This window comes from bacterium, from assembly GCA_026129405.1.
Lineage (GTDB): Bacteria > Desulfobacterota > Binatia > DP-6 > DP-6 > JAHCID01.
Genome location: JAHCID010000001.1, coordinates 1585071 through 1603296 on the forward strand (window position 1 = coordinate 1585071; position 18226 = coordinate 1603296).

The following is an 18226-nucleotide window of genomic DNA, read 5'->3' on the forward strand; positions in this document are numbered from 1 at the left end:
GGCTGGCCGCAGGTGCCATGGCTCGGCGATTTCATTTGCCAGCCGGCGGCGGACCGCGGTAACAGCCAGGGCCGCGCCGCGGCCATGCGGCGACCGGCGATGGATCCGACCGCAGCCACACCCGACGGCGATGATCTGCTCGTCCGGCGGCTGCGCACCGGGCTCGCGATCGTCGTCGGCGGCATCACCGCGTTCGTCGTCGCCGACCTGAACTTCCAGCCGGCGCACGCGGCGATGCTGCTCGGCATCCAGGGCGTCGAGCTCCTTGTGATGCTCTGCGCCATCGTCGCGCTGGGGCGGCCGCTGGCGCGGGGACGGGTCATCGCGATCGCGCTCCTCACGACCGCCATGCTGGCGCTGACGACCGCGCTGTCGGGCGTGCTCTCCGGCGACGCCGGGACGGCCATCCTCATGCTGACGCTCCTCACGATGGGCACGGCGACGCTGTTGCCCTGGGGCGTGCGGCCGCAGCTCGCGCTCCAGACGGTCGCCGGCTTGGCCGTGGTCTGGAACGTCTGGGCGGTGAACGGGCCGGACATGGCGCTGCGCTCGCTCCTCGTCGGCGCCGTGATCGGCTTCGCGGGCGCGCTCTACGCCGCCCACACCCTGGAGCAGCAGCGGCTCGACCGTGCCCGGGCCGAGGCCCTTCTCGAGCAGGCGCGCGAGCGGCACCATCGCGCCGAGCTCGAGCACGCCGCCCGCCTCAGCATGCTCGGTGAGATGGCCGCCGGGCTGGCGCACGAGATCAACCAGCCGCTCGCGGCCATCGTCAGCTACGCGACCGGCTGCATGGTCCGCCTCGAGTCGGGCGCGGCCGGCGCCGAGACGCTGGCGCCGATCGTCCGCGAGATCTGCGACGAGGCCATGCGGGCGGGCGAGGTGCTGCGTCGCATCCGCGACTTCGCGCGGCACGGTACGCGCCGGCTCGAGCGCGTCGATCCGAACGAGCTGGTGCGCTCGGCGCTGCGCCTCGCGAGCAACGATGCGCGCCGCCTCGAGGTCGCGATGTCGCTCGACCTCCGCCCCGCCACGCAGCCGGTGGAGGTCGACCGGGTGCAGCTGGAGCAGGTGATCCTGAACCTCCTGCGCAACGCCTTCGAGGCGATGGAGGACCCGACCCGCGGCCAGCGGCGCGTGCGCATCGGGACGTCGATGCCGGCCCCCGGCCTGGTCGAGGTGTCGGTGGGCGACTCCGGCAGCGGGATGTCCGCCGCAGTCCGCACGCAGGTCTTCGATCCGTTCTTCACCACCAAGCCCGAAGGCCTCGGCCTCGGGCTCGCGATCAGCCGCCGCATCGTCGAGGCCCACGGCGGTCGCTTGTGGAGCACGCCCAACCGCGACCGCGGCACGACGTTCCACTTCAGCCTGCCGACGGTGGCCGTCGCGAGGGCCGATGTCGGCTGAGCCGACCGTCTGGGTCGTCGACGACGACGCGGCCCTGCGCAACGCGCTCCGCTTCCTCGTCGAATCGATCGGCCTGCCGGTGCGGACCTGCGGCACGTCCGAGGAGCTGCTCGACGCCTACGACCCGGCGCTCCCCGGCTGCATGGTCGTCGACGTCCGCATGCCCGGCATGAACGGCCTCGAGCTGCAGCAGGAGCTCGCCCGCCGCGGCCCCCACGTCCCGCTCATCTTCCTCACCGCCCACGGCGAGGTCGCACTGGCCGTCCGCGCCGTGAAATCCGGCGCCTTCGACTTCGTCGAAAAGCCCTTCAGCAACCAGGCCCTCCTCGACCGCATCCGCGAAGCCGTCGCCACCGACCAGCGCACCCGCGCGCTGGCCGCGCGTCAGGCGACCGCCCGCGCCCACCTGGCCCAGCTCTCGCCGCGCGAGCGCGAGGTGCTCGACCGCGTCGCCCTCGGCCGCTCCAACAAGGCGATCGCCTCGGAGCTCGGCGTCGCGACGCGCACGGTGGAGTTCCACCGCGCGCGGATCATGCAGAAGATGGAGGCGGACTCCCTGGCCGGGCTGCTCACCGCGCTCGGGCTGGCGCGGGACGGGACGGGATCGTAGCGGGCGGGCGCGCCGATGGGCCGGTCAGCCTGCCGGACGGGTCGTGACGCGCGAGCGGACCTCCCCGCGACGTCGCGCAAGCGTCCCGCTTCGTCAGTGCGCCTGGTGGCACCCCATGCAGGAGTACGTCGTCCGGAACATGATGGCGTGGTCGTGGTCGGGCGGCTCCTGGTCGAAGCGCGCGGCGTTCTCTGCGGCCTCGACGATGCGGCGCTCGAGGTGCTCGCGGTACGGCCAGGAGTCGTAGTTCTCCGCGAGGCGGGCCGCTTCGTAGACCTGGACGCCCGTTGCGACCTGGCCGTCCTTCACCAGCATGTCGCCGAGGTTCATGAAGAAGCCTTCGAGGTTGTAGGGGGCGATCCAGGAGTTCCAGCAGACGCGGAGGCGGCCGAGCGTCGTCTCGCGCTTCAGGGTCGCGGCGAGGTCGGGGTCGGTGCGGTCGACGATGAAGCCGGCGCAGGCGTCGATGTTGGCCCACTGCTGCTCGAGGGCGAGCCGGAAGCCGGGGTGGTCGCGCGGGAGCTGGGAGAGGATGTAGCCGGAGCTGAAGTAGTTGAACTCGGGCCAGGCGGCGATGCCCTGGACGAAGAGGGCGTTGCCCTCGTCGTAGAGCGCCGGGTCGTTGAGGGCGATCCCTTCGCCGAGGGTGATGCCGGCGAGGAAGCCGAGGACGCGGGCGTCGCCGGCGTTGAGGGTGACGGCGCGTGCGAAGCCGGGGCGGGTCTCCCGGAGGGTCTCGAGCAGCTCGGGGGCGGTGATGCCGCGCGCCGACTCGGCGAGGCGCCAGATGTAGGTCCACGGGAGATGGCGCGCGAGGCTGGGATCGTCGGGATTCTCCGCGAGGCCGGCGCGGAGGCCGGCCAGGATCGACGGGATGGCGGCGTAGTCGCCGGCGTGGAAGCGGTCCCAGAAGTAGGCGTCGGCGGGGTGCAGGGCGTCGGTGCAGGGCTCGTCGGGGCCGAGGTTCGTGCAGGCCGCCTCGGGCGTCGTCGGGCACGACGCGAGGTCCGTGAACTCGGGGACGACGGCCTCCGTCAGCATGCGACGGCAGTCCTTGGCGGGCAGCGTCCGGCACCGCTGCCGATCCACCCGGCAGGAGCGGCGGGCGGCGCGCCCGTCGGCGGCGGCGAGGCACGCGCGCAGCGCCGGCCCGCAGGCGCGGCGCTCCGCGGCGCACAGCTGCTTGCAGGTGCGCTTCGGGCCGGCGGCGCCGGCGACGGCGGGGAGCAGCAGCAGGGCGAGCACGGCGAGCAGACGACGGGCGGGCATGGGCGCGTCGTAGCGCAGTCGCCCGCGCTCGGGCCAGCACGGGGGCTCGCTGCCGTGCACCGGACGCCCGTCTCCCGACAAGTCGGGAGTTCCGCGCTTCGACGAGACGGACATAACCGGGAGCGCCATGCACATCCTCGCGGTCGCTCTCATGCTGCTGCTCCCGCCCGCGCCGGCGCAGGCGCAGGCCGTTCGGGCGGTCGAGCCGGTGACCATCACGGGCGCCGAGGTGCCGGGCTGGTCACGCCTCGCGGCGCAGACGGTCTGCGCGCCGTATCCCTCCGGGACCACCGGCGGTCGCGACGCCCACAACGGCACGACGATCGTCCCTCCCGACCCGCGCACGGGCGTGCCGGTCGAGCGCATCGTCGCCTTCCGCTGGACCGGCCTCGCGTGGAGCGAGATCCCCGTGCAGGTCGACGAGCGCTTCCACTACTGCCTCTCGAACCCGGGCTCCGACTTCGCGATCTACTCCGGCACCGACAAGGAGCTCACCTACGCGTGGGACACCGAGTCGTGGAAGAAGACCGACGGTCTCTGCACCGCGAGCTACCCGCCGTCCGTCGGGCCGACGCCCGATCCCGTCGCCGGCCTCGACGACGACGACGAGATCACCTTCATGGCGAGCGACGCCGGGGCGCAGGCGCCGCTCGCCGTGCTGACGCCGCCGGGCACGTCGAACGGGCAGGCGATCGCGATCGTCGATCCGCTCGATCTGCTGCATCCGAAGTTCGTCTACCTCTTCCTGCGCGCGGGCGGCTCGTCGTTCCATGCCGGGAGCGGCTACGTCACCTACACGCGCGCTGCCGACGCCGACGAGTGGATCGATCGCTACGCCATCGCCGCCGGCGATCCCGAGGTGCTCGGGGTGAGCAACACCGGCTACGGGCCGAACCTCGCCGGCACCGTGTGCCGCACGGCGAGCTGGCCCGGATACCCGGCGGTGCCCGACGGCGTGCCGCGCGCGTCGAGCGACCGCTTCGTGCGCGACGGCGTCGTGGTCACGACCGACGCGTACCGCTGGCAGGCGACCGGCCGCTGGATGGTGCGCGACATTCGCGTCGCCAAGCCTGGCCAGCCCGGCGTCTACGGCCCCGACCTCGTCGACCGCTGGAAGGGCCGCGCGTTCCAGCAGAGCCCCGACTCGACGATCTCGCTCGTCGGCTTCGAGGACGAGCAGGTGAACTGGGAGGCGAACAGCGCCCTGCTCGGCGAGCGGGTGGGGCCCGTGCGCGCCATCCGCGAGACCTGGGGCGCCGACTCCGGCACCAACGTCACCAAGACCGAGACGTTCTACCGCGACGCCGTGACGTACCGGTACCACGTCCGCGTCCACCCGATTCCGCCGGACGGGCTCTATACGTCGTGGGACTACAACGCCGGCGTCGCGGTCCGGTACTTCAACGTGCTGCGCCCGGACGGCGTCGCGATCGACGGCGTCGACGACGACGTCGGCCAGGTCGACGGCGTCTTCGGCTTCCCCGCCTTCTTCGACGCGCCCGACCCGACGTTCAACGTGCCGACGGCGTTCTTCAACTGGGAGCAGGTCTCCGGCGCCGGCGACGCGGGATCGCTCGTCTACATCGTGGAGATGAAGGGCGCGACGACGCTCGTGAATCCCGCCGTGGTGCCGTACTACCGTGACGACGCCTGCCTCGACGACGGCACCGGCGACGATCCCACGGCGAGGCCGTGGCCGGGCGAGCCCTCGACCGACGCGCGCGTGCGCGCCGGCTACTCCGCCGCCGCCGGCGGCACACCGTACGCGCAGCTCACGTGCGCGCAGCGCCAGGGCGCGTGGGGGGCGCACGGCATCCACTACTTCGTCACCGGCGACAGCGACAACCTCGCGTCCCCCGAGGTGCTGAGCGAGATCGACGCGCAGCAGTGGCAGTTCATGGTGCCGACGGCGGCGCCGGCGAACGTCGGGCAGGTGTACGGCAACACGGTGATCCTGCCGCTGCTCACCGTGGTGACGCCGCTCGCGGGGGCGCCGCCGCTGCTCGCGCCGAGCGCGAGCGCCGCCTCCGCGGTGACGCCGTACGAGACGCCCGTCGCCGTCGGGCTGGCCGGCGGCGATCTCCTCACCTGCGAGCTCGCGTTCTCGATCGTCACGCCGCCCGCGCACGGGACGCTCTCGGCGATCGAGGCGCAGCCGTGCCGGCTCGGCCTGCCGTCGTCGGACACGGCGCGGGTGACGTACACGCCGGCGCCGGGATTCCACGGCACCGACCGCTTCACGTACCGCGTGAACGACGGCCTCTTCGACTCGTCGCCGGCGGCGGTGTTCCTCACCGTGCAGCCGCCTCCGCCGCCGACCTGCGCGGGCGGCCCGCGCACGACGTGCCGTCGTCCCGTGCGCGCCGGCACGTCGCTCTTGGCGGCGAAGGACGGCGTCCCCGACGCGAACGATCAGCTGACGTGGAAGTGGACGGCGGGCGCCGCGACGACGCGGGCCGACTTCGGCGATCCGCTCGCCGGGACCCACTACCAGCTCTGCGTCTGGGACGGCGCCGGCGCCACCATCGCCCGCGCCAGCGCGCCGGCCGGCGGGGTCTGCGACGGTCGCCCGTGCTGGCGGGCGAAGAGCGCGAAGGTCCTCTACCGCAGCCGCACGCGCGTGCCCGGCGGTGGCCGGCGCGGCACGCTCCAGCTGGCGCTGGTCGCGGGCGCGGCCGGCAAGGCGAAGATCGTCGCCAAGGGGCGTGGCGTGCACCTGGGTCTCGATCCGCTGCCGTGGCCCCAGCCGGTCCGTGCCCAGCTGCTGAGCGGGGCGGGGGAGTGCTGGGAGGCCGCGTACGTCGCGCCGGCACGGCGCAACGGGGCGGGGCGCTTCGTCGCCCGCGGCGAGTAGGCAGGCACGCCGCCGGCGGGCTGCGTGGCCCGGTCGAGGATGCTGACCCGCTGTCGGCCGCCTGACTCGAGGTCGCGGCGGCGGGCCGGATCCACGGCGATGCGCGCTGGCGCCGTCCTTGCTGCACGCCGGCCATGCCGACGCTCCTGCTCGCCCTCGTCTCGGCCCTCCTCCTCGCCGCGCCCGTGCGCGCCATGGAGCAGGGCCCGCTCGTCGCCTACACGTCGCCCATCGACTCGCGCGTGGACGTCGCCACGAACCCCGCCTGCGCGATCCAGGGGGTCTGCGACGACGCCACCAGCACCTGCTCGGCCGGCCTGGTCGGCACCACGTGCCAGACGGCGAGCGATTGCGTGCCGCGGCTCAACACCTGTCGGTTCGTGATCCAGACGATGGCGCCCGAGGTCGTGATCGCGGCGAAGCTCGACGGCAAGCCGCTCGACGTCCTCGTCCCGCGCGCCGCCGGGGTGTCCGCGACGATCGAGGTGCCGCTCCAGGGCGGCCGCAAGCGCAACAGGCTGAAGATCGTCGCGACCGCCACCGTCGACGGCCGCGTGATCCGGCAGCGCAACGTCTTCCGCTTCACGCCGATCCCGCACATCCGCTACCGGCCGATGCCGGCGCGGTTCGGCGTGCCCGGCGACCAGGCGCGGCTGCTCGAGCTGGTCGCCGCCGCCGACACCCGCGCCATCCGCGAGCACGCGTGGACGATCTGGGCCGGTCTCACCGCCCGCACGCCCGAGCGCTACAACGGCAAGCGGCTGCCGGTGTTCGAGACCTGGTTCTCCGGCTCCGAGCTCTACGACGCGAACCCCTATGCCTGCGATGCGGTCGACGCGCGCCCCTACGCGCGCGACTTCGAGAAGCCGCTCCAGCTGCACCACCACGGCGGCGGGCTGCCGAACGAGCAGGTGACCGGCTTCAACCGCTTCAACCGCGCGACGACCGAGCACGTGTGCGCGAACCAGTACAACCTGGCGTCGACGCTCGACACGCTGAACGCGTCGTTCACGCCCGCGACGCCGATCGCCGAGCGGAAGATCGTCGACTTCCCGCGCGCCGCCATGGCGCTGAAGCCCGTGTTCACGCCCATCGCGGGCGCGGGCATCACCATCCTGCCCTACTGGAACGGCCCGACCGCGAGCACGAACCTCGTCAACCCGACGCCGGACACGTGGACGCAGTGCGTGGCCGTCGTGCCGCCGGGGACCGCCAAGCCCGCGTCGCCGACGCCGTGCAGCTGCAACGGCACCGCGACGACGTGCGAGGTCGTCGGCCTCGATCGCATGTACGCCTTCGCGCTCACCGCCGCCGAGCTCGCCGACATGTCGGAGAACTCGTCGCTCGCCGGCGCGCCGCTGAAGCCGGGCGACTATGCCGCCCTGATGGCGATGCACGTCACCAGCAAGGAGATCGACCGCTGGACGTGGCAGACGTTCTGGTGGACGCCGAATCCCGAGGAGTCCCCCGCCGGCGACTTCCGTCCCGCGAGCGTGAAGCGCGAGTTCCGCAACTACGCCATGTGCACTGCGTGGAGCATGAGCGGGCCGCCGGAGTCCCCCACCGGCCCCCCCGACGTCTGCTTCAACCCGTGGCTCGAGACCGGCCTCGAGGGGCTCGACGGGGTGCAGTCGAACTGCATGACCTGCCACCGTCTGGCCGCCTGGCCGAACTTCAGCACCGGCTACCAGGCCAACGGCTTCATCGGGCCGGACGACCCGATCTTCGCGAACGCCACCAAGCTCGATTTCCTCTGGTCGGTGACCCGCGCGCAGTGACGGGCGGGGCGGGCCCCGCCGGGGCCCGCCGACCCGGATTGCCGGACTCGCGCCGATCCTGCATGGCTGCGGGATCGGAACCTGGTCGCAGGGAGGCGGCGGCGCGACGCGCGTCGGGCGTCGGGCCGTGACGGTGCTGGTGTGCGGGCTGCTCATGGGCGCGCTCGGCTGCGCGGCCCGGGTGCCGGCGCGTCCGAACGTGCTGCTCGTGACGCTCGACACCACCCGCGCCGATCGTCTCGGATGCTACGGCTGGCGCCGCGCCGAGACGCCGGCGCTCGACGGTCTCGCCCGCGACGGGGTGCGCTTCGACGCCGCCTACGCCAGCAGCCCGATGACCCTGCCGTCGCACGCGACGCTCTTCACCGGCCTCGAGCCGCCCGAGCACGGGCTGCGGCTCAACGGCCAGAGCCGCCTGCCCGACGGCGTCCCGACGCTCGCCTCGCGCCTGCACGAGCAGGGCTACCGCACCGGCGGCTTCGTCGCCGCCTTCGTGCTCGATCGCCGCTTCGGCCTCGACCGCGGCTTCGAGGTCTACGACGACGCGCTCGGCGACGCGCTGCCGCAGGTGGTGCCCGAGCGGCTCGCGCTCCACCGCCGCGGCGACGCCGTCGTCGACGCGGCGTTGGGCTGGCTCGACGAGGCGGCGCGTGGTCCCGCGCCGTTCCTCGCCTGGGTCCACCTCTACGATCCACACGCGCCCGATCACCCCCACGGCGACGCCGGGGCCTCCTACGACGGCGAGGTGGCGTTCATGGACCGGCAGGTGGCGCGCCTGCTGGCCTTCCTCGAGCGCCGCGGGCTCGCGCGCCGCACGCTCGTCGTCGCGGTCGCCGATCACGGCGAGGGCCTCGGCGATCACGGCGACGCCGAGCACGGCTTCCTCCTCGACGAGGAGGTCCTGCGCGTGCCGCTGCTGGTCCGCTGGCCCGGCGTCGTCGCACGTGGGCACGCCGTCGGCGCGCTCGTGACGACGCGCGACCTGGCGCCGACGATCCTCGATCTGACGGGCAGCCCGCCGCTCGCCGCGTCGGGGGGGCGCAGCCTGCGCGCGGCGCTCGCCGGCGGCACGATCGCGTCGGGCGTGAGCTACGCGGAGACCGACCTGCCGCTGGCCGCCTACGGCTGGAGCCCGCAGCGCAGCCTCACGACCGAGGACTGGAAGTACGTGCGCACGCCGCGCCCGGAGCTGTATGCGCGGCCGTCCGACCGCGCCGAGCACCACGACGTGGCGGCGGCCGACCCGGCGCGGGTCGCGGCGCTCGACGGCGCGCTCGCGGACGTCGAGGCGTCGTTCCGGCCGCTGATCGCCCCGGAGGCGCGCCTCGACGCGCGGGCGCGCGCGCGGCTCGAGGCGCTCGGCTACGCCGCCTCGTCGGCGCCGGCGGCCCGCACGGAGGGCCTGCGCGACGTGAAGGACATGCTCGAGGTGAAGCGTCTCGGCACCGACGTCGCCGTGGGGCTGGCCACGGGACGCCTCGACGCGCCGGTCGCCATCGTGCTGCTGCGGACGCTCGTCGAACGCAGCCCGGAATCGGCTCCCTTCCGCGTACGCCTCGGCACGTTGCTGCTCGTGCACGGCGACGTCCCGGGCGCGATCGCCGAGCTGGAGGAGGCCGTGCGCCTCCATCCCGATCTGGCCGACGCCCGCATCAACCTCGGACAGGCGACGCTGCGCGCCGGACGGCCCGCGGACGCCGCCGCGCAGTTCCGCGCGGCGCTCGCGCTGGAGCCCGACCGGGCCGGGCACGCGAGGCCTGGCGCGCGCTCGCCGCCCAGCGCCGGCGCGACGACGGCGGCTCGCCGCCCGTCGCCGTCGCACCGGCGGCCGTGCGCGTGGCGGAGATCCTCGCCGCGCCGTGAAGGCGGCGCGGGCGGCGACCTCAGCCCGCGTCCTTCGCCAGCGCGCGCGCCAGGGCGGGGCGCGCGCCGCAGCGTGCCAGCCAGGCGTCGATCGCCGGGCCAGCCGGCAGCATCTCGCGGGCCCACTGCCCCACGCTCGCGAGCAGCACGTCGGCGCCGGAGAAGCGCTCGCCGAGGACGTGGGGTCCGCGCTCGAGCGCGGCGCGGATGCGCGCGTCGACGGCCGCACGGGTCGTGAACGTACGCTGGAGGTCGGCGCGGTCGGCGAGGCCGACGAACGCGAAGTTGATCACCGGCTCCATGACCCCGGCGTAGTACGCGAGCCAGGTGAGGTAGGGACCGCGGTCGCGGTCGCCGCTGCGCGGGCCGAGGCCGGCGTCGGGAAGGAGATCGGTGAGATAGAGCACGATCGCCGCCGATTCGGTGATCAGCACGCCGTCGTGCTCGAGCGCGGGGACCTTCTTGTCCGGGTGTGGGTTGCCGGGATCGGAGGCGCCGCTGCCGTCGATGCGTGGGATGCTCGTGTACGCGAGGCGGTAGTCGGCGCCGAGCTCCTCGAGCAGCCAGACGATGCGGGACGAGCGCGACTGCGGGGCGTGGTGGAGCGTCAGCATGGCGTGCAGCATGCCAGGGCGGCCGTCCGGGGAAAGAGGCGCTGCGCTCAGCGCGCCGCGAGCGCTTCGGCGCGCCGGGCGAGCGCCGCGGTCATCGCCTGGAAGCCCGCGGCGAGGCGCCTGCCGAGCAGCGTCTGCACCAGCGGCGCCAGCCATCCCGAGAGGACGAAGTGCGAGCGGTAGCGCGCGCGTCCGTCGGGCAGCGGCTCGACGTGATGGCAACGGCGGCTCGCGAGGGCGCCGAGACGATCCGGCGCGACGCCGTAGCAGAGCCGCGTGCCGGCGACGTGCTCGAGCACGAGCTCGCGCTGCGGCTGCGCGAAGGCGCGGAACACGCGCACGCGCATGACGATCGGCTCGCCGGGAACGAGCGTCGAGCGGCAGGCGACCACGAACGGGTTCCACTCGCCGTAGCGCGGCAGGTCGGTCACCACCTGCCACACGACGTCGGCGGGCGCGGCGACGACGACGGTCTCGTCGAGCGTCATGGCAGGGGAGATGTGCCGGGAGCGGCGCCGGCGGGCAACCTCGTGACGCGCGGCGGCGTCGAGAAATCCTTGACCGCCGCGCCGGCGAGCAGATTCACTCCACGCCATGCGCGTCCTCGCCGCCGCTCTAGCCCTGCTCGTCTCGGTCCCGGCGTTCGCCGCCGACAAGTGCCGCAGCGGCACGTTCGCCCTCGCCGATGCCCGCGACCTCGCCGCCGTCGCCGGCATGGTCGCGCGCCGGTGTCCCTGCGCCGACTACGACGGCTCGAGCGGCGCGCGCGGCCACGGCGCCTACGTGAAGTGCGCCAAGGTGGTGATCGCCGACGCCACCGACGGCACCCCGGCGCTCGGCGTCTTCTCGCTGCGCCGTGCGTGCAAGGGCGAGGCGACGAAGCGCTACGCCAGGAGCGCGTGCGGCTACGCGCCGGTGCAGGCACGCGTGGTCTGCTGCGAGGCGAAGCCGGCGGCCGGCAAGACCAAGGCGACGGTGAAGAAGGCGAGCGCGTGCGTGCCGTCGTCGAACGGGCAGGTCCGGCGCCGTGCCTGCCACGCGTCGCCGTTCCTCGACGTGTGCAGCGGCGACGCCACCAACACCTGCCGCAGCGTGCTCGCCGAGCGGACGCTCGACATCCCCAGCGCCGCGCAGCCGGCGCAGACGCCGGGCTCGCCGGGCGTCGTGGTGACGAACCCGAACCTCGTGACCCAGTTCGGCGGCACGGGCTTCTCGCTGAACCATGCCCGCTACACCCGCTGGCGCGGGGCGGGCGCGGGGCAGCCCGACGGGATTCTCGTGCTCGTGCCGGGCTTCGAGGGCGGCGCGGGCGACTTCCGCGTCCTCGCCGAGCACCTCGTCGCCGCCGCGCAGGCGGACGGGCTCGCGCTCGAGGTGTGGGGCGTCGACCGGCGCTCGAACCAGCTCGAAGATCTCGCCGGCCTCGACGTCGCCGAAGAGTTCCTCGCGCCGGAGATCGGGCTCGACTGGCTCTTCGGCGGCGAGCTCGGCCTGCCGCTGCACCCGCTGCTGGCCTCGGGCCCGAATCGGCGCGCGATCTTCCACAACACCACGAGCGACGTCCCCTTCATCGCCGGCTGGACGAACCTCGTCTTCTCGCAGGACATCGACGCGGTCGTCGAGGCGGCGCGCCTCGTCGCACGCGACCAGAACGTGTTTCTCGGCGGGCACTCGGCCGGCACCGGCTTCGCCGCGCGCTACGCCGCGACCGACTTCGACCTGACGGGCGTCGGTCCGGCCCGGGCCGGCTACGCCAAGGTACGCGGGCTCGTCCTCTTCGAGGGCGGCGGCGGCTCCACGGGCGGTGCGCCGCTCACCGACGACACGCTCGATCGCATCGAGGCCAGGTTCGACGGCGGCCTCTTCGGCGCGGTGCGCGACGGCGCGCCCCGCTGCGTCGACGGCACGACCGCCTGCACGGTGGCCACCGAGGCGACCGACTGCGTCGGCCAGGTGCCGCCGAAGTGCACGCCGCCGACCACGGCGTACTCGGTCGTGGCGGGACTCCTCAACCCACGCATCCTCGCGGCCGTCGAGGTGGCGGCGATCCAGGGCGTGCTCGATCCGGACGGCGGGCAGATCATCCTCCAAGTCGGCCAGGGCACGCCGGGGAACAACGCGGTGGCCAAGGTGCCGGACCTGGCGACGCTCGCCGTGCTCCCGCAGGCGACCGTCTTCGGCGGCATCGGCAGCTTCATCGACGACGACGGTCCGATCGCCGGGCTGGCGTCGTTCGTCGCGACCTCGGTCGGCGCGCCGGGCCCGGTCGTGGGCGGCCTCACGACCTGGCTCGACGTCACCGAGACGCCGCTGCCGCCGGCGGCGCTGCCCAACAACGGTCCGGCGCCGACGGCGCTGCCGGCCGGAGTCTGGGGCCAGGAGAAGGAGCCGACGCGCTTCGATCGCCTGCTCGGCACCTTCTACGCGGGCGGCACCAACTTCACCGACCTCTACTACCCGAGCTCCGGGCTCTCGACGACGAGCGTCACGGGCGTGTGCACCGCGGGCACGTGCAGCGCCGGCAACGTCGGCGCGTCGTGCAGCGCGGCGGCGCAGTGCAGCCAGTCCATCAACCTCGACTCGACCGCGCTCTCGCTCGGTCGCGGCCGGCGCGACATCGAGAACCTGACGCAGGCGGCGAACATCGACGTGCCGGTGCTGGGCATCGGCGGCAGCAACGGCCTGGCGCCCGTGCCGGCGAGCTTTCTCGCCTTCGCACAGAGCATCGCGCCGTGCACGGCGCCGTCGTGCGACGGGACGCCGCGCGTCGTCAGCGCCACCACGCCGAACCCGGCGTTCCCGACCTTCGGCGGCGCCGCGGGCGGCTTCGAGGTGGTCATCGCCGAGGGCTTCGCCCACGTCGACGTGCTCACCGCCGAGCCGGGTCCGGACAACCCGGGGCTCGCGGCGCTGCTCGACTTCCTGGAGCGCAACCTCCAGTAGCGCACCATCGGCCGTGGCGGCCGCTACGTCGGCTCCGGCGTGCGGACGACGCGCGGCCGCCACGGTCCGCGACGCTCAACTCGGCTGGTTGGACGTCGCGTTCTTGGGCGTCGAGCTCTTGTGGCTCGACTTGCCCGCGTGCCGCTTGTGCCGCTTGGGCGAGTGCTTCTTCTTCGTCGCGCCGGACGCGTGGCCCCGGCTCATGCCGGACGACTGCTTCGTCGAGGACGAGCCGCCGGACGGCGTCGTCGCGCCGGCGAGGGGCGCGCCGAGCAGCAGCACGCCGGCGAGGACCGCAGGCAGCACGGGCGAGAGGAGCGCGGTGGTGCGAGAGCGCATGGGATCGAACCTCCTGTCTGGCGATGAAGCAAGGCGCATGCCGTCGAACCGCCGTGGAAGGACGCCCGAGGCGACTCGACCCGTGGCGAAACGCCGCGGCGATCCGCCTCGCATCGCGACCGTTCGCCCCACTCGCGCAAACGTCGCGGCAGGCGTAGGGGAATGGCACGGGGCCCCGCGTGGTCCGAACGCTACGTTTCCAGCTGCTCGCGATCGTCGTCGGGACGGTGCTCGCCGTCTTCGCCGCGTCCCGCTGGGTCGACGCCCAGCTCGCCGATCACGCGCTTCGTCGCGACATCGAGGAGCGGGCGCTGAGCGCGCTGCGCACCGTCGACTTCTTCTGGGATCGTGCCGAGCCGCGCGTGCTGAGCCACGTCCTCGACGTGCTCGTGCGCAGCAACGGGCCGCTGCTCGGCATCACGATCTACGCGCCGCACGGCCTCGATCTCGACGCGTCGTCGCGAAGCGGCGTCGGGATGCCGCCGGAGCCGAGCCGCGCGGCGCGCCGGCTCGTCGAGTCGCCGGCGGGGGAGCGGACGGTCGCGAGCGACCGGGCCGACGACGTCTGGCACGTCGCGCTCGCGCTGCGTCGCGACGGCGCGCTGGTCGGCGTCGCCGAGGCGACGTTGTCGCCGCGCGAGGCGGTCGCGCTGCACGATCGCCTGCGCACCATGGACCTCGGGGCGCTCGCGGTCGCCGTCCTCGCCACCTCGCTGCTGATCGGCCTGTTCATCGAGCGGCGGGTGACGCGGCCCGTGGAGAGCCTCGTCGTGGGCATGCGGCGTGCCGAGGGAGGCGAGCGCGGGGTACGCGTCACGGCGGGCGGCACGACCGAGTTCCGCTTCCTCGCGGACGCCTTCAATCGCATGCTGGAGCGCCTCGAGGAGCTCGCCGGCGATCTCGAGGTGCGCGTCGCCCGCGCGACGCGCGACCTGGCCGAGCGCAATCGCCAGCTCGCCGAGACCAACGGCCGGCTCTGGCGCGCGCAGCTCGACGTCGTTCGCGGCGAGCGCTTCGCGGCCCTCGGGCAGATGGCGGCCACGATCGCGCACGAGCTCGGCACGCCCCTCAACTCGGTGCTGGGCTACACGCAGCTCCTGCGGCGCGAGGAGCTACCGCCCGCGCAGGCGGCGCGGCTCCAGATCGTCGAGTCGCAGGTGCAGCGCATGATCGAGACCATCCGCAGCGTTCTCGATCGCATGCGCCAGGGCACCGCGCCGCGCGTCGAGGTCGCGCTCGCCCCGCTGGTGACCGAAGTGCTCGAGCTGGTGGCGACCCGGCTGGCGGAGCGGCGCCTGGTCGCCGTCGGCGAGGTGGGCGACGACGTGCCGCCGGTAGAGGGCGATCCGGTCGCGCTGCGCCAGGTGCTGCGCAACCTGGTCACCAACGCGATCGACGCCACGCCCGCCGGCGGGCGCATCGAAGTGCGCGCCGAGCGTGTGGACGATGCGGGAGCCGGCGCGGGCAGCGTCGCCATCGTCGTCCGCGACACCGGCGTCGGCATGGCGGCGGCCGACGTGCGGCGCATCTTCGAGCCATTCTACACGACGAAGGGACCGGAGCGCGGGAGCGGCCTCGGCCTGGCGATCGTCGAGCACGTCGCCCGCAGCCACGGTGGGCGGGTGGTGGTCGAGAGCGCGCCCGGTCGCGGTACGACCATGCGGGTGCTGCTCCCCGCCGCGATCCGGCGAAAGGCCACGGCATGACGCGTATCCTCGTAGCCGACGACGACGACGTCACCTGCCAGCTCCTCACCGAGGTGCTGGGACGCGACGGCGCCGTCGTCGTCGGCGAGACCGATCCCCGCCAGGCGCTCGCCCGCGCCACCCGCGAGCCCATCGACCTCGCCATCCTCGACCTCCGCATGCCGGAGAAGGACGGGCTGACGCTGCTGCGCGAGCTGCGCGCGCGCCTGCCGCTGCTGCCCGTGATCCTCATGACCGCGTTCGGGTCGGTGGATACCGCCGTGCAGGCGATCGGCGCCGGCGCGGTGGACTACGTGAGCAAGCCCATGAACGTGGAGGAGCTGCGCGCCACGGTGCGCCGGGCGCTGGGCCGGCGCTCGGAGGCGCAGGCGCGCCTGCCGGCGGCCGACGAGGGCGGCGACCGCCTCGTCGGACGCTCGTCGGCGATGATCGAGATCTACAAGACGATCGCGCGCGTCGCGCCGTCGCGGGCGACGGTGCTGCTGCTCGGGGAGAGCGGCACCGGCAAGGAGGTCGTGGCGCGCGCCATCCACCAGCACGGGCCGCGGGCGCGCGGGCGCTTCGTCGCCGTGGATTGCGGCGCGCTCACCGAGACGCTGCTCGAAAGCGAGCTGTTCGGGCACGTGCGCGGGGCCTTCACCGGCGCCATCTCCGACGCGCCGGGGCTGTTCTGCGAAGCCGAGGGCGGGACGATCTTCCTCGACGAGATCGGCGACGTCTCGCCGCTCGTGCAGGCGAAGCTGCTGCGCGTCCTCCAGGAGCACCAGGTCCGTCCGGTCGGCGGCTCGACCTGGCGCACGGTCGACGTGCGCGTCGTGGCCGCCACCAACCGCGACCTCACCGCGGCGGTGCGCGAGGGACGCTTCCGCGAGGACCTCTACTATCGCCTGAAGGTCGTCACCATCGAGGTGCCGCCGTTGCGCGACCGGCCCGAGGACGTGCCGCTGCTCGTCGACTACCTCGTCCGCCGCGCCGCCGCCGACTGCGGCAAGACGGTGCACGGCGTGTCCGAGGCGGCGCTCACCCTGCTGCGCAGCTACGCCTGGCCGGGCAACGTGCGCGAGCTGGCGCACGTCCTGGAGCGCGCCGTCGCGCTGGCGCGTCACGAGGTGCTGGGCGCCGAGGATCTGCCGACCGAGCTGCGCGGCGAGGCGATGCCCGTCCGGGTCGCCATGCCCGTCGATCGCCCGACGCTGCGCGAGCTCCAGCAGCGCTACGTCCTGCGCGTCCTCGAGGACGAGCACGGCAACGTCAGCCGTACCGCCAACGTGCTCGGCATCGACCGGCGCTCGCTCTATCGCATGCTCCAGCGCTGGGGGCGCATCCCGCCCGGGCGCGTGCCCGCCTAGCGGCGGGGCGCGGAGCCACGGACCGATCGTCTCGGCGCGAGACGCACCGCCACGGCGATCCGCGCGGCCTGCGTTGCGGAGGCGGCGTGCGTGCCATGGCATCGCTCTTGCCTCCTCCGGCCCGCATGCAGACACCACGCGTCCTACCGCCTCCCCTTTGCCCGCGCGGCGTGCGTCGCGCGGCCGTCCTCGTCGCCGTCGCGACGGCGCTCGGTGCCGGCGGACCCGTGCCGGCGCGGGCGCAGGCGCTGCGCCGCGACCTCGGCAGCTACTTCATCTTCGCGATGCGCAACGCGGACCTGAAGAACATCACCGTCCAGGGGCCCTGCAACGTCGGCGTCGATTGCGCGCAGCCGGCGTCGAACAGCAGCTGCGGCGTGCTCGACGAGGAGAACGCCCTCTACGCCGACGGGTCGCAGATCGCCGGCGACATCGTGCGCTTCAACAAGCCGGGGGCGAACGTCTTCCAGATCTTCCGCAACGGCGGCTCGTCGCTGGCCGGCGTGACCATCCGCGACCCCGGCCCGTTGCCGGACGGGACGAATCCGCTGACGCCGCTGCCGATCCTGGGCGATCTCGACGGCGACGGGCAGCCGAGCTGCGCCGCGACCGGCGGCAGCTGTGTGGTCGATGCGGGCGACCTCGAGGTCGCGTGCGGCTTCCCGACCCCGTTTCCCGCCTGCGCGCCGCAGAACAACGTGCGGGCCGACCCCGGCAAGGACTGTAGCGGCGCCCCGGACGCCGTGCCGGGCAACGGTCGCTGCGACCTCCCGCCCGGGGCGTACGGCGACGTCGTGGTGGCGAACGGCGCGTCGCTCGACTTCGTCGGCGGCTCCTACGCGCTGTGCGCGTTCGACGACGGCAAGAACACGACCGTGACGACCTCGTCCGCGACCACGCTCGAGGTCTCGGGCGACGTGCGCATCAACAACGGCAGCCGCGTCGGCCAACAGTGCGGCGACCTCGTCGTGCAGGCGAAGGGCGCGGGCGTCGTCGGCTTCGGACGCAACGCCGTCATCGTCGGGCGGTTCTGCGCGCCCCAGCGCACGCTGTCCCTGGGACACGACAACGATCTCACCGGGCAGTTCGTCGGCGACATCGTGCGCGCGGACAGCAACGACACCGGGCACTGCTGCGGCGGTCCGTGCAGCTGCTTCGATGCGTTCACGCCGTCGATCGTCCACGTCGGCGACACCGTGCGGCTGACGAGCGCGTGCAGCCTCGCGAACGTGACGCAGCTCACGATCTGCGGCGTGCCGGCGACGATCACGAGCAAGTCGTCGAGCGTCCTGCAGGCCACGGTGCCTGCGGTTCCCACCGGCACCTGTCCGGTCGCGGTGCAGAGCCCCGCGGGCCTCTTCACCGGCGTCGCGAGCCTGACGATCCACTGAGTCCGTCGTTCCGGGCCGACGGGCTTCCGCCCGCCGGTCGCTCGGCCCCGAGGCCCCTCGGGTCGGCGATCGGCGGGCGGTTCTGCGTCCGGGAGCCGTATCGGAC

General features: G+C 73.9%; 12 protein-coding genes. 9 read left to right on the forward strand and 3 right to left on the reverse strand.

Going from position 1 to position 18226, the window contains the following annotated elements; all coding sequences use genetic code 11:
- The first annotated feature begins 99 nt into the window (after positions 1–99).
- Positions 100–1404: a hypothetical protein gene (locus KIT14_07185; GenBank protein ID MCW5890321.1), complete on the forward strand. Its 1305-nt coding sequence runs from the start codon at positions 100–102 to the stop codon at positions 1402–1404.
- Entirely contained in the window at positions 1394–2014 is a 621-nt protein-coding gene (locus KIT14_07190) for a response regulator transcription factor (GenBank protein ID MCW5890322.1), read from the forward strand. Before KIT14_07185 ends, KIT14_07190 begins: the two co-directional genes overlap by 11 nt.
- Before the next feature lie 93 nt (positions 2015–2107).
- Here the strand turns inward: KIT14_07190 and KIT14_07195 are convergent, their stop codons facing one another.
- Complete coding sequence (locus KIT14_07195) at positions 2108–3283, reverse strand: hypothetical protein (protein ID MCW5890323.1); 1176 nt, start codon at positions 3281–3283, stop codon at positions 2108–2110.
- 127 nt (positions 3284–3410) lie between these two features.
- Between KIT14_07195 and KIT14_07200 the strand changes: the two genes are divergently transcribed.
- The 3 genes from KIT14_07200 (at position 3411) to KIT14_07210 (ending at position 10016) form a co-directional block, all read left to right on the forward strand.
- Positions 3411–6137 carry a hypothetical protein gene (locus tag KIT14_07200; GenBank protein MCW5890324.1) on the forward strand — a complete coding sequence of 909 codons (2727 nt, stop codon included), beginning with the start codon at positions 3411–3413 and terminating at the stop codon, positions 6135–6137.
- Positions 6138–6271: 134 nt separating this feature from the next.
- A complete protein-coding gene (locus tag KIT14_07205) occupies positions 6272–7915 on the forward strand; it encodes a hypothetical protein (GenBank protein ID MCW5890325.1) in 1644 nt (547 codons plus the stop codon).
- Between the two features lie 127 nt (positions 7916–8042).
- Positions 8043–10016 (forward strand): sulfatase-like hydrolase/transferase, encoded by a 1974-nt coding sequence (locus KIT14_07210; protein ID MCW5890326.1) that lies wholly within the window; start codon positions 8043–8045, stop codon positions 10014–10016.
- Positions 10017–10439: 423 nt separating this feature from the next.
- Here KIT14_07210 and KIT14_07215 read toward each other — a convergent pair whose 3' ends face one another.
- Entirely contained in the window at positions 10440–10880 is a 441-nt protein-coding gene (locus KIT14_07215; GenBank protein ID MCW5890327.1) for an SRPBCC domain-containing protein, read from the reverse strand.
- 106 nt (positions 10881–10986) lie between these two features.
- Here KIT14_07215 and KIT14_07220 point away from each other — a divergent pair, with 106 nt between their 5' ends.
- The gene (locus KIT14_07220; protein ID MCW5890328.1) at positions 10987–13335 is read left to right on the forward strand and encodes a hypothetical protein; all 2349 of its coding nucleotides are present in this window, start codon (positions 10987–10989) and stop codon (positions 13333–13335) included.
- 75 nt (positions 13336–13410) lie between these two features.
- Here the strand turns inward: KIT14_07220 and KIT14_07225 are convergent, their stop codons facing one another.
- Positions 13411–13674: a hypothetical protein gene (locus KIT14_07225; protein ID MCW5890329.1), complete on the reverse strand. Its 264-nt coding sequence runs from the start codon at positions 13672–13674 to the stop codon at positions 13411–13413.
- 179 nt (positions 13675–13853) lie between these two features.
- On the opposite strand from KIT14_07225, the gene KIT14_07230 reads away from it, so the two are divergent.
- The 3 genes from KIT14_07230 to KIT14_07240 all read left to right on the forward strand — a co-directional run bounded on the left by KIT14_07230 (position 13854) and on the right by KIT14_07240 (position 18120).
- On the forward strand, positions 13854–15380 hold the full coding sequence (locus KIT14_07230; GenBank protein ID MCW5890330.1) for a HAMP domain-containing histidine kinase: 1527 nt from the start codon (positions 13854–13856) through the stop codon (positions 15378–15380).
- A complete protein-coding gene (locus KIT14_07235; GenBank protein ID MCW5890331.1) occupies positions 15377–16729 on the forward strand; it encodes a sigma-54-dependent Fis family transcriptional regulator in 1353 nt (450 codons plus the stop codon). The genes KIT14_07230 and KIT14_07235 overlap by 4 nt, the downstream gene beginning before the upstream one ends.
- A gap of 170 nt (positions 16730–16899) precedes the next feature.
- Complete coding sequence (locus KIT14_07240) at positions 16900–18120, forward strand: hypothetical protein (protein MCW5890332.1); 1221 nt, start codon at positions 16900–16902, stop codon at positions 18118–18120.
- Positions 18121–18226 lie beyond the last annotated feature (106 nt).